General features: G+C 44.7%; 19 protein-coding genes and 6 tRNA genes. 18 read left to right on the top strand and 7 right to left on the bottom strand.

Translation table 11 applies throughout. The features are described 5' to 3' along the window. The first annotated feature begins 266 nt into the window (after window positions 1-266). From QZ367_RS07440 to QZ367_RS07410, 7 genes are all read left to right on the top strand, one after another. Window positions 267-354 (top strand) — tRNA-Ser (locus QZ367_RS07440). A 231-nt stretch (window positions 355-585) separates the two neighbouring features. Continuing rightward, window positions 586-1,539 (top strand): Dyp-type peroxidase, encoded by a 954-nt coding sequence (locus QZ367_RS07435; protein WP_291939086.1) that lies wholly within the window; start codon window positions 586-588, stop codon window positions 1,537-1,539. Between the two features lie 26 nt (window positions 1,540-1,565). Next, window positions 1,566-2,174: a hypothetical protein gene (locus QZ367_RS07430; protein WP_291939083.1), complete on the top strand. Its 609-nt coding sequence runs from the start codon at window positions 1,566-1,568 to the stop codon at window positions 2,172-2,174. After that, window positions 2,137-2,499, top strand: coding sequence for a hypothetical protein (locus QZ367_RS07425; RefSeq protein ID WP_291939080.1), 363 nt, complete (start codon window positions 2,137-2,139; stop codon window positions 2,497-2,499). The genes QZ367_RS07430 and QZ367_RS07425 overlap by 38 nt, the downstream gene beginning before the upstream one ends. A 131-nt stretch (window positions 2,500-2,630) precedes the next feature. Continuing rightward, window positions 2,631-2,906, top strand: a complete 276-nt coding sequence (locus QZ367_RS07420) for a hypothetical protein (protein WP_291939077.1) — start codon at window positions 2,631-2,633, stop codon at window positions 2,904-2,906. 903 nt (window positions 2,907-3,809) lie between these two features. Further along, window positions 3,810-3,953 (top strand): hypothetical protein, encoded by a 144-nt coding sequence (locus QZ367_RS07415; protein ID WP_291939074.1) that lies wholly within the window; start codon window positions 3,810-3,812, stop codon window positions 3,951-3,953. A 76-nt stretch (window positions 3,954-4,029) separates the two neighbouring features. Next, complete coding sequence (locus QZ367_RS07410; RefSeq protein WP_291939071.1) at window positions 4,030-4,761, top strand: hypothetical protein; 732 nt, start codon at window positions 4,030-4,032, stop codon at window positions 4,759-4,761. 279 nt (window positions 4,762-5,040) lie between these two features. Here the strand turns inward: QZ367_RS07410 and QZ367_RS07405 are convergent, their stop codons facing one another. The 7 genes from QZ367_RS07405 to QZ367_RS07375 all read right to left on the bottom strand — a co-directional run bounded on the left by QZ367_RS07405 (window position 5,041) and on the right by QZ367_RS07375 (window position 12,161). Next, window positions 5,041-7,767 (bottom strand): TonB-dependent siderophore receptor, encoded by a 2,727-nt coding sequence (locus QZ367_RS07405; protein WP_291939069.1) that lies wholly within the window; start codon window positions 7,765-7,767, stop codon window positions 5,041-5,043. Between the two features lie 328 nt (window positions 7,768-8,095). Further along, window positions 8,096-10,837, bottom strand: coding sequence for a pitrilysin family protein (locus tag QZ367_RS07400; protein ID WP_291939066.1), 2,742 nt, complete (start codon window positions 10,835-10,837; stop codon window positions 8,096-8,098). A gap of 723 nt (window positions 10,838-11,560) precedes the next feature. After that, window positions 11,561-11,648, bottom strand: a tRNA-Ser gene (locus QZ367_RS07395). A gap of 58 nt (window positions 11,649-11,706) precedes the next feature. Next, a complete protein-coding gene (locus QZ367_RS07390; protein ID WP_177387338.1) occupies window positions 11,707-11,862 on the bottom strand; it encodes a hypothetical protein in 156 nt (51 codons plus the stop codon). A 20-nt stretch (window positions 11,863-11,882) separates the two neighbouring features. Next, window positions 11,883-11,956, bottom strand: a tRNA-Cys gene (locus tag QZ367_RS07385). Window positions 11,957-11,972: 16 nt separating this feature from the next. Further along, window positions 11,973-12,059: transfer RNA gene (locus QZ367_RS07380), tRNA-Leu, on the bottom strand. Window positions 12,060-12,086: 27 nt separating this feature from the next. Further along, window positions 12,087-12,161 (bottom strand) — tRNA-Gly (locus QZ367_RS07375). Window positions 12,162-12,294: 133 nt separating this feature from the next. On the opposite strand from QZ367_RS07375, the gene QZ367_RS07370 reads away from it, so the two are divergent. From QZ367_RS07370 to QZ367_RS07320, 11 genes are all read left to right on the top strand, one after another. Beyond that, window positions 12,295-12,370 (top strand) — tRNA-Ala (locus QZ367_RS07370). Window positions 12,371-12,823: 453 nt separating this feature from the next. Continuing rightward, the gene (gene imm40, locus QZ367_RS07365; RefSeq protein ID WP_291939060.1) at window positions 12,824-13,189 is read left to right on the top strand and encodes an Imm40 family immunity protein; all 366 of its coding nucleotides are present in this window, start codon (window positions 12,824-12,826) and stop codon (window positions 13,187-13,189) included. Between the two features lie 36 nt (window positions 13,190-13,225). After that, a complete protein-coding gene (gene imm40 / locus QZ367_RS07360; RefSeq protein WP_291939058.1) occupies window positions 13,226-13,594 on the top strand; it encodes an Imm40 family immunity protein in 369 nt (122 codons plus the stop codon). A gap of 34 nt (window positions 13,595-13,628) precedes the next feature. Further along, window positions 13,629-14,027: an Imm40 family immunity protein gene (gene imm40, locus QZ367_RS07355; protein WP_291939054.1), complete on the top strand. Its 399-nt coding sequence runs from the start codon at window positions 13,629-13,631 to the stop codon at window positions 14,025-14,027. A gap of 259 nt (window positions 14,028-14,286) precedes the next feature. Beyond that, entirely contained in the window at window positions 14,287-14,661 is a 375-nt protein-coding gene (locus tag QZ367_RS07350) for a hypothetical protein (protein ID WP_291939052.1), read from the top strand. A gap of 40 nt (window positions 14,662-14,701) precedes the next feature. Then, entirely contained in the window at window positions 14,702-15,454 is a 753-nt protein-coding gene (locus QZ367_RS07345) for a hypothetical protein (RefSeq protein ID WP_291939050.1), read from the top strand. 13 nt (window positions 15,455-15,467) lie between these two features. Beyond that, the gene (locus QZ367_RS07340) at window positions 15,468-16,085 is read left to right on the top strand and encodes a hypothetical protein (RefSeq protein WP_291939047.1); all 618 of its coding nucleotides are present in this window, start codon (window positions 15,468-15,470) and stop codon (window positions 16,083-16,085) included. A 340-nt stretch (window positions 16,086-16,425) separates the two neighbouring features. Next, entirely contained in the window at window positions 16,426-17,340 is a 915-nt protein-coding gene (locus tag QZ367_RS07335) for a DUF3137 domain-containing protein (RefSeq protein WP_291939044.1), read from the top strand. A gap of 97 nt (window positions 17,341-17,437) precedes the next feature. After that, window positions 17,438-18,136 (top strand): response regulator, encoded by a 699-nt coding sequence (locus QZ367_RS07330; RefSeq protein ID WP_291939042.1) that lies wholly within the window; start codon window positions 17,438-17,440, stop codon window positions 18,134-18,136. Continuing rightward, window positions 18,127-19,299 (top strand): PAS domain-containing sensor histidine kinase, encoded by a 1,173-nt coding sequence (locus QZ367_RS07325; protein WP_291939039.1) that lies wholly within the window; start codon window positions 18,127-18,129, stop codon window positions 19,297-19,299. The genes QZ367_RS07330 and QZ367_RS07325 overlap by 10 nt, the downstream gene beginning before the upstream one ends. A 106-nt stretch (window positions 19,300-19,405) precedes the next feature. After that, the gene (locus QZ367_RS07320; RefSeq protein WP_291939036.1) at window positions 19,406-20,797 is read left to right on the top strand and encodes a hypothetical protein; all 1,392 of its coding nucleotides are present in this window, start codon (window positions 19,406-19,408) and stop codon (window positions 20,795-20,797) included. Window positions 20,798-20,804: the final 7 nt, after the last annotated feature.

Raw genomic sequence — 20,804 nt, 5'->3', positions numbered from 1 at the left:
GTCCGAATTTCAAAGATAATCTAAATTTTAAAATAGCCGCAACAAGGTAAAATCGTCGCTCGGCTAGAAAGCACAGTGCGGTCGGGCTTCGCGGCGCAGTAGAATTTCTAAGCGGCACGGCGGAATTATAAGCAGCGCGATAAAATTCCAAACGCTGCGGCGAAATTCTAAGCGCCGCGTTTTAAATTTAAAGGCAAAACGGATTGCGCGCCGAAACGGAATTTGGCAAAATTTTAGATTTTCGCTATAATCGCGACTTTTAATTTAGATGGGTGTCCGAGCGGTTGAAGGAGCACGCCTGGAACGCGTGTAAAGTGCAAGCTTTCGAGGGTTCGAATCCCTTCCCATCTGCCACTACTTTAAAATTTCATCCCCGCAAAGCTCTGAAATTTCGCTTTCCCACTCGGCGTAAATTTTATAAATTTAAAGCCAAAATTCCACCCTCGCCGTAAATCCTACGATCAAAGACAAAATTTCCTCCGCCGAGATCAAACCCGAAAGCCACCTAAATTCTATCTCTACGCCCGCCGTTTACCGATATTGCGCTAAAATTCCTTTTAAAATTTCACTTTAAAGGAGAGAAAAATGAGTGAAGAAAAAAGTTGCGCCTGTGCGCATGTCAAATCCCAAAACGTAACCGACGCGCCCGGCAACAACACCGTGTTTATGATCTGGCGCTTTAACGCAGACAAAACTGCCTGCAAAAAGGCTTTCGAGGGTCTTTGCGCTCTGGTGATAAATTTAAACAAAACCGCCGTTACGAGATTCGGCGCGGCTAGCGAGACGAGTTGCGTGCTGGGCGTGGGTTTTGAGGCTTGGAAAATGCTAGACCTGCCGAAGCCTTTGCCGAAAGAGCTAAAAAATTTCGAAGAGATTAGGGGCGATAAACACATCGCGCCCGCTACCGGAGGCGATATCCATATCCACATCAGAGCGGCGAATCAAGCCGTTTGCTACGATATGGCAAGCGAGATCAGAGCCGCGCTAAAGGACGTCGCGACGTGCGAGGAGGAGATCTGCGGCTTTAAATACTACGACGGGCGCGCTATCATCGGCTTTGTGGACGGCACCGAAAATCCCCAGGGCGCAGATCGCGACTTTTTCGCCAAGGTAGGCGACGAAGATGCGGCGTATAAGGGCGGTAGCTATCTTTTCGTGCAAAAATATATCCACGATATGAGCGCGTGGAACGCCGCGGGCGTCGCCGAGCAGGAGCGCGTCATCGGGCGTAGCAAACAAAACGACATCGAGATGAGCGAGGAGATCAAGCCTAGCAACTCGCACTCCGCCGCAGCCAACGTCGGCGACGATAAAAAGGTCGTGCGCGACAATATGCCGTTTATGCAAGGCGGCGAGACGGGAACCTACTTCATCGCCTACGCAAGCACCTTTAGCACGCTGGAGCTGATGCTTGAGAGTATGTTTATCGGCCGACCGCGAGGCAACTACGACCGGCTACTAGATTTTAGCACGGCAAAGACGGGCGCGCTGTTTTTCGCTCCGACCTTCGATATGCTGCAGGCTTATAGCGCAGAGTAAATTTAGCTTTAAATTAAAGGCGCGCGATGTTTTGCGATCTAAGTCCGTATCAGAGCAGGCACTGCAAAGAGATCATAGAGGGCAAAGTCAAAAATAGTGAAAACGTCAGGGGTCTGATAGAGTTCATAGACGCTAAATTTAAAACTCGAGCGATCAGCGCGTTTTACGGCGCGGACAGGGAGTGGCCTAAGATCGTGCTTCGCTTCGATAAAGATGCCGCAAAAATCACCGATAAAAAGTGCATCGAGCGCTACCTTGCCCGCACGCCGCTTTGTGCGAAACTAAACGGACTTAAGAGCTTTTATATCTCGGTCGAGTCCTTCGAGTCACAAATCCGCACCGATCTGATCCAAGGCGCCGTAGAGGAGCTGCTGCGAAACCGAAACGAGCTTTTAGCGCCGCTTAAAATTTGGTATATCGCAGCGGTGTCCGACGCGCCCGTAGTTTTTTATTTCACGAGGCAAGATGCGGCGCGCCGCGAAGGGGGCGGAAAGATAGAGCAGCTGATAAGAAATTTTATAGAGAAAGCGCAGGACGCTAAATATCTGAGCCACATGGAATTTAAGCTGTTTTTTGACAGCAAGGAGTTCGTGGATCTTGAGTGCGGCGGAAATTTGTTCTATTATTTTAAATAAAATTTTACAAAGGAGCGAAAATGGATGCGAAGCTTTACAGAAGGTAACGCAGCTCTCGCGAGGGCTTGAGGAGGGCGGCGTGCAGAGCCTAAAAGCAGCGCTAGAGGGCGAAGGCGACGAGGTTAGCAAGACGCAAACTCGCGTGATCTTAGGCGAATACCACGTGATGAAAGGGGATTTCGTGCAGGCTAGGGAATATCTAGGGCTCGTGGCGCAAGACGCCGAGCGACTGCGAGATCAATACGATGACCTACTGGATGATGAAATTTGCAGAGCCGATATGCTTTTGGATATGATCGAGCGCTTCTGGTTTTTGGCGGAATAAAACGGCTCGCGATATGCGGCGGAAGAGATAAAATTTTAAGATCGGAGCGAAATGCCGAAATATTCATTTGAAACCATAGAGAAAATGCTGCTAAAATGCGTGGCCGAGGGCGGCGAGCCCGAGCCCAGCTTTTGCTTGCATGCTTCGAGACTAACGCCCCATCGCGCAAGTTTATAGGCGAGCCAGAGCTTGGCTTTCGCCTACACGGCGCAGAGTATATGATCATCACCTATGCGGATCGCTGCTCGTTTCAAAGATGCGCAGACGAGGCGGGCGCAAACGCAAGCGGCGAGCGGTATTTCGCCACGCTGCGAGAGCTCTACGCCGCGCCGCAGATAGACGGGCACTCGCTAGAGGAGCTCTGGAGCGAGACGGATGATTTTTACTGCTTTGATTTCGAGCTATAAGATCTCGAAATTTCATGCGGCGGCGCGGTAAGCGCACGCGGTGCAGTTCATAAGCGCGACAATACCGATGCGCAGCGTACAAACAAAGGCTCGGACAAATTTGAACGAAATAAAATTTTGAAAGGACGCAAACGGGTTCTGCTTGGGATTGCGTCGCTAAAGCGTGCGGCAAGGTCAGCAAATTTAGCGCGAGATTTGAAAGTCATGAGATAGCGATGGGTGCGCCGAGTCTGGGTAGGCTGCGGCTTTGCGCGAGCACGTGGCTTTTGCAGGAGGGCGTTAAATTTTTTCAGTAAGGAAGCCCGAAGCGTCAAAATGCGACCGAGCATCCGCCTGCTTGCCTACCGAACAACATAGCTTAAATTTAAACCTCGGTGCCGATCTTGGCAGGATGGGTTAAATTTTAGCAGTGATTGCGGCGGTACCCGCACTGTAACCTTGCGACGCCTGAAACTAGCGAGACTAGCGTGCATAGGTTTCATCTAATTGATGTAAGTTAGGCGCGAGCTTAAATTGAAGTGGATTCAATGGCGGTAGCGCGAACGCAGAAATGTCGCCGCAAGATTTAAATTTGAAGTGCAAAAAAACGGCGGCGCGGACGAAAGCGCGCTGCGAGATCTAAAATTTAACCGAAGCGGCACTGAGAGCGAGTAAATTTTAATTAGCGAGCGCACTACAGCGTGCTTTATGCCGGAGAGTTCGCGGTTTTTAGCGTTTGCCAAATGCACGTCTGATAAAATGCAACTCGTAAAAATTGCAGCTGCAGTGCTATTTTCTAGCCTAGCGACAATAAATTCCGTAGTAATGCAGCTCGCAAAGGTGCTGCGGCCGGCGGACATCGACCTTAAAACTTAGAGCCATCGGGCTGATCGGCCCTATCGGGCCTAGTTGTGACTAGCGGACATGAGCCTTAAATCGTGGGCGGGCGTAAAAGATCGCGCAGTTTTTGTCTTTAAAAGGCGGCTTATCGGAGATTTGAACTCGCCGATTTTTATGCCAAAAGGCTTTTCGGCGGACATCTGCGCGCTGTTTGACGATAAAATTTAAACGTAAAAGCAAAATTAATCTCCGCAAAACGCCCAAGCCGCTAGCGACGAATTTTAAAACGGGAGCAAAAAATTTAATGAAAAATTTTAACGATGAGCCGCAAAAGTCGCAAAAGCTGCAGCAGTCGCAGCCTAGGCAAGATGCCGAGCGCCGAAATCCGCCGCAATTTGACAATAAATCCCTCGTCGTCAAAGACTACAACATCGTGGTATTCTTTATTTATAACCTATTCTTCGCTCCCTTGGCGGTACCGGTGTTTCTGTATATAGGCGATATTTTTCCATACTATACGCCGTTTGCTCCTGTAGTATTCGCCGTCGTGTCCTATCTCAACAGCGCCCATACGCGCTTTGTTCATTTGACGGACAGGAGCATCAACTACGTCAATAAAGGCAAAATCACGAAATCTATAAAATTAGATGAAATATCGCTCATAAAGCTCACCGCCACGCCGCTATTCGGACATATCGTGCCCGTTAGAAATTCCATCGGCATTGTGCTTTCGTTCATCGTAATAGCCGTCGCGTTTGCCGGATTTTTACAGAGCCTTAGGGGATTTATAATTTTTATTATGAGCCTGATGGCATTGATTTTGCCGTTTTTCATCTCTAAACTGATTTTTTCAAAGATCACGGAGGGGAAATTTAGCTTCCGCGCGATCGATACTTTGATCATCTATGACGGCAAGGGCGGATTTATCAGTTTTATGATGAGCGCGGTGGACTTTGAAAGGGTTTGCCGCTACATGCTAAAAGAGCGGCGGATCAGCCCGTCAAAATTTCAAAAGCAGTTTGTGATATTTCAATGAAAGAGCCTATTAAACGATATCGGCGTTAAAATTTAAAAAGCCGTTTCGGCTCCTTAAATTGGTTTCAAGTTAAATTTGGGCGTAAATTTTATAATTTCGCATACGTTAAAATTTTACGGCTTGCGCACGCTAAAATTTTACAGCGCGCGATGTGGAATTTTACAGCTTTGCGGCATACGGCGTGAAATTTGAAATTCCGCAAAATGCCCTAAATTTAAAAAATTTCACGAAACTTTGCGGAGCCGAGAAATTTTAAAAGCTCCGCAAATTTAGCTTACGCTACCACCGAATGCCCGCTTCCAGCCAAAACTGCCTGCCCGCCTCATAGACTAGATCGAGCGAGGTGTCGCTGCTAAGTCTTGCTTTGTTGCGCTTATTTAGGACGTTGTAAATGTCTAAATTCGTAAAAAATTCCACCTCGCCCGCCATCTTTTTAGCGTATCCGATGCGCGCATCCCAGCTGTAGCTTTTGCCGAGATTTACCTTTTCGTATTTATCGTATCTAGCAGGATACTTGCCCGCAGGCGTCCTGCCGGTGCGAGCGATCGCTTCTTGCGAGCCTTTAAACGATAGAAAGTTATTCACACTGATACCGTAGCTTGGAATTTTCGTGATGATGTTTAGGCTCGCAGTCCAAGGCCTAGCATAGTCCTGCGCCGGAAGCTCCGATAGCCTCATCAGCCTGCCGTCGTATTCGACGATCTTTTCATCTTCGAGCGTTTCTCTATCAAGCGATATGTCATAAAGGGTGTTGTTCGTTTTCATCTTGATGTGCTCAAAGCCCAGCTCAAAGCCATTTAGCGTACCGAAGGCCTCATAATCATCGATCGTTTTAACGCCGAAGGTTAAAATTTTATTTTCGCTTCTGCCGTCATTAGTAAAGGTTTGATAGTTGTTTTGGTAGTTCGGATTCGGCGCTAGACCTAGATCTCTTCGCGTAGATTTGATGATCTGATCCCTGCCCTTGCGGCTTACATATTTGCCGAAAAACTCAAAATTCCCAAGCTTTTGTTTTGCCCCGAATACCAGCTCATCCTCATAAGGCACCCTTAGCTCGTTAAATTTAGTTAGAGACGGGTCTTTTGGCAGTTGCGTCCAGTTTTGCGTGTAGGCATTGCGCGGGCGTGTGTAGGTAGTGGCAAGACCCTCTCGACCTTCTCTTAATTTGTAGGTAAAGAGATTGCGCCCGTAGTAGCGGTTTGCACCGAAGCTAAGGATCGAATCGCCGTCGCCAAAAATATCGTAGTAGCTGTTAAATCTCGGCGCCGCAGTCGTTTGCTTCATATAATCGTCCCTATTTAATCTTACGCCCGGTCGCAAGGTAAGATCACCGATTTTTATCTCATCCTCCAGATAAACCGCCAAGCTCTTCATATCCACCTTGGTATTGCCCTTGTAATAGCTTTTTCGCGTAAAAAACTGGCCGCTTCTACCACGCCTCGCAAAAGAATCGTCTATCGAGCAGAGCTCGTCATTCGGATCGCAAGTATTTACACCCGCAGGTAGCGGTGCTATTCCGCCAGCGGTCATAAACTCTTTTTTTACGTTAAATTTAGCCTCTTGCTTTTTAAACTCAAAGCCTGTGATAAATCTATGCTTACTGCCGCCGAGATCAAATTCATTAAACTCCAGATCTCCGTTGTACGAAAAGCTCTTTTGCGTCTGATCGAGATCCCCAAAGCCGCCCTCTATCGCCGAAGCATCGTAAATTTTACTACCCCAATTCTTTACGTTTGAGTATTGCCAAGCCCTGTAATATTCATTCTCCGCATCGCGCGAACTCTCCAGCTTGCTGTAGGATAAAATTTGATTAAATCTAGCAAAATCGCCGTCGTAGTCGGTTTTAAGCGCTAAATTTAAACCGCCCGATTTCATATCGGCGTAGGAGTCCTTGATGTGGTCGTTAAACATCTTGTTTCGCTCGGGCGCGTAGGTTACGCTCGGCGTGATAGTTAGGCGGTCGCTTGCATACCAGAGCGCCTTTAGGAAGTAGTTGTCAATATTTCGCCTCTGAACTCGCTCGGTGATGGTCGTATCGGCGTTGTATCTTCTGTCGTAGGCCTTGAGCGGAATTTTACTTCTAGTATTTGTGTAGCCGAACATCAAGCCCAAATCCTCGGTAACGGTGCCCTCTAAATTTAATCTCGTGATCCACTTATCGAATCTCGGCTGATTTAGCGGAGTAGCGGAGTTTTCAAAGCTCTGTTCATCGCCGTAGATATGGTATCTAGTCCAGCTATCCTCGGTGTGCTGCATCGAAAATTTGCCATGAAAGCCCGCACGCGGATCTCGCGTCTTAGCCTCCACTACGCCGCCGGTAAATCCGCCGTATTTGGCGGAAACGCCGCTATCGTGCACCTCTACGCTTCGTAAAAAGTCGCTATCGATCGCCATACCTTGCGAGACGGAATTCATCGTATCAAACGCCGAAAAGCGCGTAGGATTGCCGCCGGGATTTCTAGCGGGATCGAGATCGTTATTCATATTCGCGCCGTCAAGCATAAAGTTGTTTTGCCAATACTTCGCGCCGTTGATGCTGATATTTGCGGGGCTGATCTCGCCGAGCGTCGTGCTCTGGCGGTTTGTGGAGCTGAATTGCACATTTGGATTGGTACGCAAAAGCTGCACGAAGTCGCCGTTGCCGCTAGGCATCGACTCGATCATCGTTCTGCCTATTTTTTGCGTGCCGCCGTAGCTATCGCCGACGCTCGTCAGGCTCGAGTCGATATTGCCGACGACGACTATTTCGGGGAATTTATAACTATTTATCGCCGCAGCGGAGCTCTGCGCGCCTGGGTTTTCTTTGGTAGAAACGCTCTTAGTCGCGTTATTTTCAGACGAATCCTGCGCGACGCTTAGACTGCAAAGGCACGCTGCGACTATTAAGGAGCGCGCAAGCCCCCCCCCGCAGCGATTTTGAGTAAATTCCTCGCCTTTTACGGAAACGGAATAATTGCGGCCTGCGCCGCTTTTACATGGCTTACAGGCCCAAAAATCGACAATCATCTTTTCTCCTTTTTTGAAAATAAAAATTAAGACCGAGGAAATTTAGCCAATAATATTTTAAATTTCAATAAAAGTGATAACAATTATACGACTTATGCAATCAATAGAAAAAATGTAACAAAATAGCGATATATCGGCGAGATAAATCTATTCCAAAATAAAATTTATCTAAAATCTATACACGGTACAGGTAGGTTTAATTGAGTTTTATTCTTGGGTATATTGTTAAAGTACGTAAATTTGCGGCGCCGAAATTTGCCATGCAAACGCCGTTAAATTTAAACGCGGCTAGTAAATTTAACGAGCAAATTTAGATGCGCCTAGCCTGTTAAAATTTCGGCGCATTTATCCTCACGGTTTCATCGGTATCAAAAATATAGGTCTGCGCGGCCTCCGCGATATCCTTCGGCGAGATGGAATTTACGATCGTTTCAAAGGTCTTAAAATCGGCGATCTCCTCATTCCAAAGCGCGTATTTTACGAGCGCGTCGTTCCAAAACTCAGGGCTTTCGCGAGCGATGCGAGCCGTGATGATCTGAGATTTTTTAAAATTTTCAAGATGTCGCGCTACGTCCGACCCGCCGCCTGCGATTTCTGCAAAAATTTCCCTGATTGCGGATAAAATTTGATCTGTATTTTGCGGCGCGCAGGAAAACGAAATATGAAGGCTCGAGTGCTCATACGGGATGCGGCTTAGGCTCGAAGCAACCGAAAAGCCGTAAGTACGCCCCTCATCCTCTCTGATGCGCTCTCTAAGGGCTTCCTGAAGCACCGAAGCCAGGGCTGAAATTTTAATTGCATTTTCAAGCGAGTGCGGAGCGGATCTGTTTATCGCGGTAAGTGCGACGTCGCTTCTAGGGGAGTTCTGATAGTTGCGCATAAAAACGTGCCGTCCGCTTAAGCTGCGAATTCCATCGTCTTTAAAATCCTCGCGTTCGCCGCGAGCAGGCAAGCTCGCCAGATACTTTTTTATGAGGACTTCGGCGTCTTTGAACTCAAAATCGCCGCTAAGTACGAAAGTGTAGGATGCGGCGTTGCTAAATTTATCATAGATAATCTTTTTTAGCTCTTCCGCGTTAAGAGCTTTGATCTGCGCAGCGCTTAGAGGGCGCATTCGCGCATTGCCGCCGTAAAAAAACTCGCTAAATTCCCTGCTAAATTTATACCCGGGCAGCTTCTCGTTTCGCGCAAGCTCATCGAGCGATTTGATCTTTAAATTTTGCAGCGCCTTCTCGTCCACGCGCGGAGAGCTAAGCTCTAAGTTTATCGCTTCCAGCAGCCATTTTAGATCCCGCGAGCCGCAGCTTCCGTAAAATCCGTGCGAAAATGCGGAGATGTTTTTGCGGTAATTCACCTGCCGCCCACTTAAAATTTGCGAAATTTCATAATTGCTAAACTCGCCTGCGCCGCTTTCGTTTGAAAGCATCGCGGCAAAACTGCCGAGCCCGGGATGCGCCAGATTGGACATTCCGCCTCTGCTTACCGCGGCGAACGAGATGAGATCCTTGCGCGTCTTAAGCGGCTTTAAAATCACGGTCGCGTTATTTTCAAGCAGGTAGGTATAAAATTTAAATCGCGGCTCAAAGCTTTTGCTTAAAATTTTGCCCTCAGGCAGGTTTTTAGAAACCAAACTATCGGGTACCTTTTTATGCGCGGCATGCGTATTTATCGCCTTAGCGCCGCTTTGCAGCTTTTTAAATTTAGCCTCGTCCATGTTGTATCCGGAGCCGCTAAAGACGCTTGCGTGCACCTCGCCCAGATCCGTCAGGCGCCTAAATTCTAAATTTAACTCCTCTAGGCTGATCTCGCGCAGCAGCTTTACCTCCAAATCCCGCTGTTTTGCGGCGCTAGGCAGGACGGCTCCTGATTTTACGGCATGAAGAATCTCTCTTGCAAAAAACGCGGAATTCGCGCTTTTTTTGCGCTCAAAGGCGCTGTACCGCGAGCTGATCAAAGCATCCTTCGCAAGGGCGAAATCGCTCGCATCAAAGCCGCTATCTCGCAGACCTTTGATTAGCCCGAGCGCCTGCGAGATCGCGCCGTCAAAGTCTCCGCCTAAAACGGCGACGTCAAAGCTATAGATCGTTTTTTGAAACTGCAAATTCGATCTGGAAAAATTAACTCGCAGCAGCGCGCCTTCGCTAGCCTTCGCTCGCTCATAAATCGTAGAGATGAGGCTTGAGATAAGTTCGCTTTTTAAAATTTTTCTCGCATTCGCCTCGCTGCTTGGGGGCGCAAATTCCTCCCAAAACGAAATTTTGACGGAATTTAGCGATGTTTCGTTCGTATCGTAATTGTAAATTTTCAAACCCTGCCTAGACGGAATAGCCATATCCGGGCGGGCGTAGGAGTTTGTATTTTTAAGAGGCGAAAAATTTTGCTCTAGCAGTTTTAAAATTTTATCCCTTTTGAAATCACCCACGGCTATAAATTTCATAGACCTGGGCTGGTAAATTTTTTGATAAAGCTCCTTGATTCGCTGCGCGCTTACGGATTTTACGACCGCCATATCGCCGATCGGCGCACGATTAAAATACGCGCTGCCGCCGTAAAGCTCCTCATCCATCCGCTCGTAAAGCCTTGCGATCGGCGTATCACGGCTGCGCGCCTCCTCGATTATGACGCCTCTTTCTTTTACGAGCTCGAGCGGATTGAACTCCACTCCGTCCGCAATCGAAGCAAAAATTTTAAAAACGTCCTTTAAATTTTCTTCGCTAACCGCGATGTTAAGCGTGTAAATCGTGCTGTCGTAGCCAGTCTGCGCATTTACGTCGGCGCCGAATTTCACGCCTAGGCTCTGCAATTTTTTGATGAGCTCGTTTTTGCTAAAATCGCGGCTTCCGTTAAAGGACATATGCTCGATGAAGTGCGCAAGCCCGCGCTCATTAGGGCCCTCATCGATCGAGCCCGCATCCACGACCAGATAGAAAACGGCGGAATTTTTAGGCACGGAATTTTCTAAAATATAGTATTTAAACCCGTTTGGCAGCGCCCCTCGCAGGACGGCTCCGTCCCACTCAAGCGCAAAAGCTCCCGCACAAAGCAGTAAACATAGTAAAATTTTTCGCATTTAAAGCCCTTTATTTCTAGTAAAATTCCGTCTCGCAGATATTTCGGCAGACTTTTCTCTTTCGGCTTATCAAGCTGCCTGCCTGCGCTATTCTGCGCTATTTTTTAGATTTGCTCGCCTCGACCCGTTAGCCCGCGATATTTCTTAAATTTGCCAACTTTTAAGCCGCCTGTTCGCTGCGTAGTTCTGCTCTGTTTCGCGAGCATATCGGTTCTAGGCTCACGCTACGCGGCTTCCCTCGTTTATTTTATCGCTCAGAGGTACGCAGGCGCATTTGATATTTATCTGCGCGGCGGCGCGACAGCATGGCGGCGCGGACGCAAATTTTAAAATTTACTTGCACCAGGGCTAAATTTAAAAAGCGCGAATCGGTAAATTTTAAAATTTTACGCCAAGCGCGGCGGGCTGCTAAGCTTTGAAATTCTATAGCCAAATTCCGCAACAGAGCCCACACGCTTTCATAGCGAGACGGACGAACATTTAATTTTACATCGCCCTACTCTCGCTACGCGCTGTTTTAACACGGATCGATCAAACAAGCCACTGACGCGCAATCTTGGCATCTTTGCCGTATGACGTTTTGGTGCTCCGCCTATAAACGCGCCGCCCTAAACTGCCGTTTGCTGCGAGATAAAATTTTAGCCTAAAGAGCATTAAATGAAAATTAGTATAGATAAAATGTGAAATTTTGAAGTTAAAATGGAATTTCGGATTAGATTAAAATGGCCGGGAGATAGGGATTCGAACCCCAGGAGGCTTTCACCTCAACGGTTTTCAAGACCGCCGCTTTCGACCGCTCAGCCATCTCCCGATTACGGGCGGGTAGACCCCGCCGTAGATTCGCGCAGATCAAGATCTACGCGCGCAATTTATTCGGTTTTTTCTCCGACCCACTCGGCGCCGTTGTGAACCTTTTCTTTGGTCCATTGAGCCGCATTGTGTGAGTCCTCTTTTACGCCGTGCCAAGTATTAGAGCACCCGCTAAAAACCATCAATGCCAAAAGAGCCGCTAGTATGTATCTCATAATAACTCCTTTTTAGGATCTGGAGGCGACACCCGGATTCGAACCGGGGATCAAAGCTTTGCAGGCTCATGCCTTACCACTTGGCTATGTCGCCGCGCCGGCTTATTAGGTGGTGCCCGGAGCCGGACTTGAACCGGCACGGAAAAAATTCCGAGGGATTTTAAGTCCCTTGCGTCTACCGATTCCGCCATCCGGGCACGTTTAATACAAAACAGAATGTAAAATGGAGCGGGAAACGAGAGTCGAACTCGCGACATCAACCATGGCAAGGTTGCGCTCTACCACTGAGCTATTCCCGCGCAAAGAAATGAAATATTACCCAATGCAAGCTTAAAATTTCATTTTATAGCGGTCCTTGCGGAGAAAATTTTGGCATAGCGCCGGAATTTAAAAATTTTGTAAGTAAAATAATGTAAAATTATAAAATCTTTTGGGGTTATAGCTCAGCTGGGAGAGCGCTTGAATGGCATTCAAGAGGTCGGCGGTTCGATCCCGCTTAACTCCACCATTTAAGCTATTTTTAAGTTTCAATCACTTCTTTTAAATCTCTTTTACTTCCTTTAAATACCGATATTTAGGGCTTTTAGTAATTTTGATTATTTTTGTTTCTTTTTATGTTATAATTATTTTAAAATAATTCAGTTAGTTATTAGGTTAGTTAAAATCTGTTTACAGAAAGAGCGATAAATATCACTATAAAAACATTTTTAATGTGTATACCGCACAAAAAACCAAAAAAACAGCATAAGCGAGAACTATATCGCAAAAATCATTAAGATGAACGAAAAATATATACACTCATCTTTTGACGAGCGCGATACAAATACGATAAAATATAGTGATATTTTAGAATTTTAAAACAAAATAATCCAAGTACTAGCCGTCTCGAAACGCTTCATCGCCTAATAAACGATATAGAAAAGTCTTTGCAATAAATTAAATTTTAATGAAAGGAGAGATTATGTCAGTTGAAGAAGATGGCGCAGCGTTTATAGATGAAGATTACGTAAATATCGTACCGCAGGATCTGCTAGAGCGCGGTATACGCTTAAGGGAGGAGTACGGAATTTATGGAATCGCTTGGAGATTTGACGATGTAATGGAGGTGCTAAAAATCACAAGAGGCAAAGGTATGATTATCCTAGGAGGAGAAGTATATCGTCTAAGCGGCAATAAGCCCATAATCACATATGACAACTGGTATACCGAAGAGGAAGATGACGATGCATTTGAAGTAGCGATCGAATATATCACTAAGTATCGCGCTAGAAACGGAGATGATTTTGCATATTGCCCGGTCATTTGCCCCGGGCGGGTGTCCAAATGAGAATTTTTTAGCTTCCAATTCAAGAAAGGAGACATTATGTCAGTTGAAGAAGATATTGATATTCTGTTTATAGATGAAGACTATGTAAATATCGTACCGCAGGATCTGCTAGAGCGCGGTATACGCCTAAGAGAGAAGCTCGGATTTTATTATATTGCTTGGAAATTTGATGATGCGATAGAAGTACTAAAAATCACAAGAGATAAAGGTATGATTATCCTAGGAGTAGACGTATATCGCCTAAGCGGCAATAAGCCCATAATCACATACGATAGCTGGGATACCGAAGAGGAAGACGACAATGCATTCGAAGTAGCAACCCAATATATCACTAATTATCGCGCCAGAAACGGAGACGATTTTATATATTGTCCATACATTGGCCCCGGGCAGGTGTCCAAATGAAAATTTTGGCTTCCAATATTGAAAAGGAGAGATTATGTTTATAAATAAAGATGAAGATGCGAGGTTATTTATAGATGAAGATTACGTAAATATCGTGCCGCAGGATCTGCTAGAGCGCGGTATACGCCTAAGAGAGGAGCTCGGATTTTATGATATTGCTTGGAGATTCGACGATGTAATGGAAGTGCTTAAAATCGCAAAAAGCAAAGATATGGTTATCCTCGGAGGAGACGTATATCGCCTAAGCGGTAATAAGCCCATAATCACATACGACGGCTGGTGGAATACCAAAGCAAGAGATGACGATGCATTCGAACTAGCGATCCGATATATCACTAATTATCGCGCCAGAAACGGAGATGATTTCGCATACTGGCCGGCTATCGGTCCATATACCATCCTACAGGAGCCAAATGAACAAACAGAAAAATGATCAATAGCTGGGATACCAAAGCGGAAGACGACAAAGCATTCGAAGTGGCGATCCAATATATCACCAATTATCGCGCTAGAAACGGAGATGATTTTGTATATTGCCCAGCCATTGGCCCTGGGCGGGTGTCTAAATGAAAATTTCATAAGGATTTAGCAAATATAACGAAGCATAAAAGTACGCCGCCGCTTGGATGAAATTTGGCGAATAGCTAGATCGAGTTTTATTCAAGTCATATTTTAAAACAACAAGGAGCCATATGCCTAAACATGAATTTTTACTCAAAAAGACAAAAGAAAATATTTTCTCTAAAGAGCATTGCGTAGTAATTAGCGATGATCTGATACTTCATATTTCGTACTCTCTTGAGTGGGTACAAACCACATGGAACGATGAGGCAAATTTGAAAAAAGGTCTAAATTACTATGGCTATAGCTGGATAGAAAATAAAGCTAAATTTAGAGATATAATATGCTCTTGGAAGCCGCTTTTCTTGAGCGCGGATGAGCAGATTGTTTTTGATAAAAACTGCGCGCTAAATAAATCCTCGGTTATCGAGCAATTAGACAGTTTATTGGAGCTAATCGATTCGGCAATTAAAAACAATTTATATATTTTGCATTTAGGAATTTAGCGAGTGCGCGGCGATTTAATAATAAAACGGAAGAAAGACCATGAAAAGAAATTATAAAAAGATAATACCCGTAAGAGGTAGAAGGAAATTTTCGATTAATAATTTTAGAAAAATTTTCGCGGAGGGCGATATACTGCAGATCGGTCAAAGGCGGTTTTTATTTTGTAGCTGGAATAATCTGCTACGTATAAACGGCGATAATTCGGGGGAGTTTATAGTATTGCCGCCCGAAGCTAATGCGAAAAATAATAATGGTCTGATTTCTAAAAAGTGGATATTGGAGAATTTAGATTTTGTATGTGATCCGGAGTCGCCCAGAAATATAAGCATATTTTCTTATTACGATAGTTTTTTAGCCGAATACAAAAGGATAAATGATAAAATTCCTGCAAAATTTACTTATAAATTTTTAGAATTCAAAGACGATCTAAAAAATGGAGATATTATAGAGTGTCACAAGGCTTTTCGTCCATATGATCGAAAGATAAAATTTATCGTCGCAACCGATACGAAAGGATGCCCGAGACTACCCTATCTGGAGGGGTTTTATTCCGGTATGTTTGCGCCTATTGGCTATAGCGATAAAATGCGCTCGGATAAAGGACGGGAATATGCGATAAGCTCGAGTTGGCTAATTAAGAACTGGGAAGCCGCCTTTGTCGGTAATTGCGATATAAGGCACACTTATGTAAATTTACAAAACCGAAAAGAGATTTTAAATTTTACCGATAAGCAGTTGGAAAATTTTATAAAAATAAAGCGAAAGAGATTTAAATTTAAATGGAAAAAGTAGATAAGGATTTTAAATGATTGTAAAATGTATAAAAGAGGACGAGCATGGGCATTTGGGGTTAAACAGAACCTATTTTGTCCATGGTGTCCAATATGAAGAGGGACAGGTTTATTACTGCATATTGCCACTTGAAGATGATAGAGATTGGTATCAATTTGATAGTGAATATTTTCAAGTAATAGATGAAACGGTGCCTACGAATTGGAAATTTGGGATGCATGGGGAATATTTTACCGCGTCTTACGAAGAGCTCATAGCAGACGCAGATCATTATGAAAAGCTTTTTGATGGAGACCCGATAGAGAAGAAAATTTTTAAGAAGAGAAGAGCCGAGATGATCGATGACGTATACAATACCCATATCATCAAAGATCTTAACCGTTTCATATATGATCTAAGCTCCAATCTATCGGTGCAAATGAATATTGCAAATAAAGTGCTGGATATAGAGATATCTGACGCAAACGCTGAGGCCAAACATCGCAAAATGAATATTTTAAAGGATGACGGATATAGCTGGTATTTGATAGAATCGGACATAAGCACCTTTAAAGCCAACGCTACTAATGATTATTTAAGACCCGTATTAAAATATCTTAAATTGTGGTTAGGCAGAAAAAATTTTAGATAACCGGGCAGAAAGGTTTAATATGGCGATCGTATCCAATAAGGGAATTTTTATAAAAATTTTGAATGAAGATATTGTGATGTATGACGCCCGGTAAAGGCTGCTCAAATCGCGCAATATATTTTTAAAATTACCGATACGACGAATTTTGAATCCGAACTGGATGAAATTTTAGAATTCAAACAGGGCGATATTGTAAAATGCAGAGAAAAAGACGGCGATTTATATGCTTTTGAGCTATTATAAAAACCCGCCTTATAAATAGCAACGCGCTTATCATATGGCTTGATTTAATCCCATTTTTCGCTATAATGAGCGTCAAATTTCACTCACGGGGATAGCGATGAGCCTTGTTTCTTACGAATTAAAAAAGCAAAAACTAGATGGAGCGCGCAATGTGGCGCTTTGGAAGGCGCGCGGCGGCGTGGCGGTGGTGGTGCTAGCGCTGTTTATTGCTATGCGCAAGGATTTTGGAGATTTCTCATTCCTGTTTTTATTAGTGTTGCTAGCTCTTGCTTATCCTGCTTACAAATACCTAGCCGTGCGTATTTCGCGTAAATTTGAAGCGCTCAGCGAAGAGGCCTTCAAAAACGAATTTTTGCTTTGGATCGCAAAGGAGCTGCGTCTTACCTTTCAGCCTTTCGGCGCGTTTTTACTCGATGAAATTTACAAAAATCCGCTCCGTAAAGAGGCAAATTTATGCACTTGCAAGCACGCTATAGTAGGCAAGACGCCCGAATTTGGCATAAAAATCGGCGACATTTGCCTAAGCCGCGACTTCGATAAAAACAGGGAGGATCGGGTCTTTGAGCTGGATAAAATTCTGCATCTCAAAAAAAAGGACGATACCGCGATCTTTGACGGGCTTTTTGCAAAATTTGATTTTAGTGAGACTTTCGATAGCCAAATTTTAGTCGTGCCTCGTGGGGAGTTTATCTTCGGCGCGTCGGATCTTAAGCTGCTTAAAGACAGCCCGCACCTAAGCGCGTCGTTTGACGTTTATCTCAACAATCCCGCCGCCGCCGCCTTTTTGCAGAACAAAAAAATTTTAGAAAATATGCAGACGATCACCGTAAATTTGTTCGGCAAAACTGAGCTCTATCTGGGCGAAAACAGCCTCGTAATCGGCGTTGAAAATAGCGAAATTTTCAAATCCGCGCCGAGCTCGCAAAGCGCGAAGCTGCTCGAAAGCCTAAATAAAATGATCGAGATCGCTAAAATTTTTGCTTATCTTAAAAAGCTCGGACAGGTAGAGTAGAAACATTTCGATTTAAAATTTAAAGCTCAAAGCGCAATTGCAGCGGGCAGAACAAAATTTACGATACGTATAATTTTAAAGAGAGGGGGGCTGCGTTATGGATATAAACGAAATACAAGCTCAAACTCGCAGTATGCGCGCCCTATATGTCGAGGATGATAATGAGGTAAGGCAGCAGACCGCGAAAATTTTAAAACTATTCTTTCATCAAGTTATCGACTGCAGCGACGCGCGGGAAGGTATCGAGAAATTTAAAGCGAGCAAAGCGGGTATTGTTTTTACCGATATTAATATGCCGGGCATGAGCGGGCTTGAGATGTTAGAGCGGATCAAACAGATCGATCCTTCGGTAAAAACTGTCATCTTCTCAGCCTACGACGAGTCTAAATTTTTCACCAAAGCCATATCCATCGGCGTGGACGGCTACATACTAAAGCCTTTTACGACCGAGGATCTACTAAGCGTGCTTGAAAAAATCACGCATAGCATCGAAACCAAACCCGCAAAGTTTATTTATCTAAGCGGCGATTTCGTGTGGGATAAGCAAAGTTTAACCCTATCCAAGGCGGGCGAAATTATCAAACTAACCAAAAACGAAACCTCTTTGTTACAGCTGCTTTTAAGCTCCAGCGGGCGGATCGCAAGCGGTCTTGAGATAGAAAACGAGCTGTTTGAGGACTATGGCGAATATGACGACAAACGGGTAAGAAATATCATATCCAGATTTCACCGAAAAATCGGCTATAAGCTGATAGAAAATATCTACTCACAAGGATACAGGATAAAATGGCGATAGTAGACATCAAGAAAAATCATCAGAGATTTGAGACAATATTTTCAAATTCCGGCGTCGGCATCTTCATCGTAGACAAGAAAAGAAATATTATGGAGTGCAACGAGACCTTTTGTAAAATTTTCGGCTACAAATACGACGAGATCATCGGCAAATCCGCGCAAACCATACATCTAAGCGAGGAGAAGTACCTGCATTTTGCAGACATCGCCTTTAATAAAGTAAGGAAAAACGAGGCTCTGCAGCTAAACTACGAGCTAAGGCACAAAAGCGGCAAAGGGCTGTGGATTAGAATTTCGGGCGATTCCATATCGGGAAACGACGAGGTGCTTTGGATAGTGGTGGATATCACCAAAAGGGTGATGGCGGAGAAGAAATTAAAACAAAGCAGGCTGAAGGTCAAGCGGCTAAATTTAACTCTCAATCACGAGATCGAGGAACAGCTAAAGCTCATAAGGCGCCAAGACGAGCAGCTTCAGTATCAATCAAGGCTCGCTCAGATGGGCGAAATTTTAAATATGATAGCGCATCAATGGAGGCAGCCGCTGTCCGCTATCTCGGCTACGGCTTCCTATCTAAGCACCAGCTGCTTGATGGCGGATAAATTTGACAAAACCGCTCTTTTGGAGGAGCTCGGCAAGATCGAGCAGTATTCCAAGCACCTATCCGAAACGATCGACGAATTTAGAAATTTCTTTAAGCCCGCCAAGATCAAGGAGGTTACGAGCCTGGAGGAGCTTTGCAATATGGCGATAAATATCGCAAAAGCGATACTGCAAAATCAAAAGATTAAAATTTACGCGAAATACGGCTGCAACCAGACTCTGCTCACATATAAAAACGAGGTTTCGCAGGTTATCTTAAACATCATAAAAAATGCGCAAGACGCCTTTTTGGAAAGAAATATCGACGACGGCGTTATCGAAATTTCAACCTATATCGAAAAATCTTATCTTTGCTTAAGCGTAAAAGACAATGCAGGCGGCATCAGAAAGGAGATCGCGGATAAAATTTTCGATCTGTATTTTTCTACCAAAGCCAGCAAAAACGGCACCGGCATCGGGCTATATATGTCAAAGATCATCATCGAAGATCACTGCAAGGGCTCGCTCGTCGTAGAGAGCCTAAAAGGCGGTTCAAATTTCATAATCAAACTTCCAAAATGAAGCTTTTCTGAGACAATTTAAAATTTAATCCAAATTTACGCTACAAATGAGCTGCACTCTTTTTATATAATTTAATAAAGATTAAATTTTATGTAAGGAGGGAGCGATGAGCGAACCTGAAGACAAAATTTATCTGGAGGAGCGGAAGCTTGTTAGAAGATATTCTCCGCTCACATCGGTGCTTGTAAATACTCTGTTTTTGTTTGTAGTGTTTTACGTATCGTGGTGGATCTTTCAAGATCCTAGGGGACTGATGAGAATGTATACCCCTTACGTGGGATATATGTGGTGCAGATGGCTGCTCGTGGTCATCATCTGGATCGCGTATATTTTTAACTTTTGGCCATTCAAAAGAGAGTGGCTCTATACGGCGGGGCCTGCGAAAAAGGGCATTATCTTTACGGTGATGGTATTTTTTACCTTCTTCGTATTCTTAAAGATATTCTTCGAATTTATTCTAGGCGAGCTTGCCATATCGTATTTTAGTCCGCGAAGGCTTGCAGAGCTTGGCATAACCGATTTTTACGCGCTTGAGTACTCGGCTCAGGCTATTTTGATGTTTGCCGCTATCGCGTCGTGGCTCAGCCCTTCTTGGGTAGTGGCTGCGGATAATTCGCCGTGGCAGAAGCTAAAGCAGCCCGTTAAAGGCTTTACAGTTTTTATCTGGACCTTTTTGCTAAGTATGATCGTGTATTTCGTATTTTTCCACTCGCAAATGGGAATTTTATTCGATCCGTGGCAAAAATACACATCCATTACTCCGCCTTGGTGGCATAATTTCGCCGATACCGTGCACGGAAATTTCAATATCGCATGGATCATGTGCTGTACTGTTATGGTGTGGGTGTATGAAACTATCTGGGAGAGGTATCCTTTTAGCCTTATTAAGACAAATTGGCTTAGAAGGACGGCGTCGTTTTTCGGCATTATAGCGATGGCATTTTGCTTTTCATTCTTCTTTTACTATCTACAAGAACTCATCTGGGGCGTGCATATTAGAGGCGACAGAAGGCTTTTTGCGCCAGATTGGCGCTGGCTGCATGTAGGCGAGATAGCTATATTTTGGCTCGTGCCGGTGCTATTTATTAAATTTTACTGCAACAACGCGGTCAATAAATTTTCAAAGCCCGTCAATATCCTTCTTAGAACGATCATAAGCATGACGGCGGCTATCGTCCTATACTACGTCTATTATCAGGTCTCGCACTTTTTGCTAGGCACTCAAAAGGGCTTTTCGCATCCGCAACAATTCCCGATGATTCCGATGATCTGGTTTATCAACGTCATGCTGATAAATTACTGGTTTATGGATGGATGGCCGGGCTGGAAGCTTGCGGGCAAGAAAGAGGAAGCGGAGGAGGCAGGCGAGGAAGATGATTTTGGAAATAAAAATTCCATCAAAGGCTTGGTGGTAGGCTTTATCATAGGCGTGATCATCTATGTAGCCGTAGTTTATCTAGCGCCTGTCGTGGGCAATATGCTTACAATTTTTAAATAAAGGATAT

This window comes from Campylobacter sp. (genome assembly GCF_019423325.1).
Taxonomy (GTDB): domain Bacteria; phylum Campylobacterota; class Campylobacteria; order Campylobacterales; family Campylobacteraceae; genus Campylobacter_B.
Note: the sequence above shows the minus strand (reverse complement) of the source record. Positions and strands in the feature narration are given on the sequence as shown.

Coding starts and splice junctions, on each gene's coding strand:
- imm40 (WP_291939058.1), top strand. CDS start 13,226: ATGTCAGTTGAAGAAGATATTGATATTCTGTTTATAGATGAAGACTAT.
- QZ367_RS07410 (WP_291939071.1), top strand. CDS start 4,030: ATGAAAAATTTTAACGATGAGCCGCAAAAGTCGCAAAAGCTGCAGCAG.
- QZ367_RS07350 (WP_291939052.1), top strand. CDS start 14,287: ATGCCTAAACATGAATTTTTACTCAAAAAGACAAAAGAAAATATTTTC.
- QZ367_RS07325 (WP_291939039.1), top strand. CDS start 18,127: ATGGCGATAGTAGACATCAAGAAAAATCATCAGAGATTTGAGACAATA.
- QZ367_RS07340 (WP_291939047.1), top strand. CDS start 15,468: ATGATTGTAAAATGTATAAAAGAGGACGAGCATGGGCATTTGGGGTTA.
- imm40 (WP_291939054.1), top strand. CDS start 13,629: ATGTTTATAAATAAAGATGAAGATGCGAGGTTATTTATAGATGAAGAT.
- QZ367_RS07400 (WP_291939066.1), bottom strand. CDS start 10,837: ATGCGAAAAATTTTACTATGTTTACTGCTTTGTGCGGGAGCTTTTGCG.
- QZ367_RS07345 (WP_291939050.1), top strand. CDS start 14,702: ATGAAAAGAAATTATAAAAAGATAATACCCGTAAGAGGTAGAAGGAAA.
- QZ367_RS07430 (WP_291939083.1), top strand. CDS start 1,566: ATGTTTTGCGATCTAAGTCCGTATCAGAGCAGGCACTGCAAAGAGATC.
- QZ367_RS07415 (WP_291939074.1), top strand. CDS start 3,810: ATGAGCCTTAAATCGTGGGCGGGCGTAAAAGATCGCGCAGTTTTTGTC.
- QZ367_RS07435 (WP_291939086.1), top strand. CDS start 586: ATGAGTGAAGAAAAAAGTTGCGCCTGTGCGCATGTCAAATCCCAAAAC.
- QZ367_RS07320 (WP_291939036.1), top strand. CDS start 19,406: ATGAGCGAACCTGAAGACAAAATTTATCTGGAGGAGCGGAAGCTTGTT.
- QZ367_RS07405 (WP_291939069.1), bottom strand. CDS start 7,767: ATGATTGTCGATTTTTGGGCCTGTAAGCCATGTAAAAGCGGCGCAGGC.
- QZ367_RS07335 (WP_291939044.1), top strand. CDS start 16,426: ATGAGCCTTGTTTCTTACGAATTAAAAAAGCAAAAACTAGATGGAGCG.
- QZ367_RS07330 (WP_291939042.1), top strand. CDS start 17,438: ATGGATATAAACGAAATACAAGCTCAAACTCGCAGTATGCGCGCCCTA.
- QZ367_RS07390 (WP_177387338.1), bottom strand. CDS start 11,862: ATGAGATACATACTAGCGGCTCTTTTGGCATTGATGGTTTTTAGCGGG.
- imm40 (WP_291939060.1), top strand. CDS start 12,824: ATGTCAGTTGAAGAAGATGGCGCAGCGTTTATAGATGAAGATTACGTA.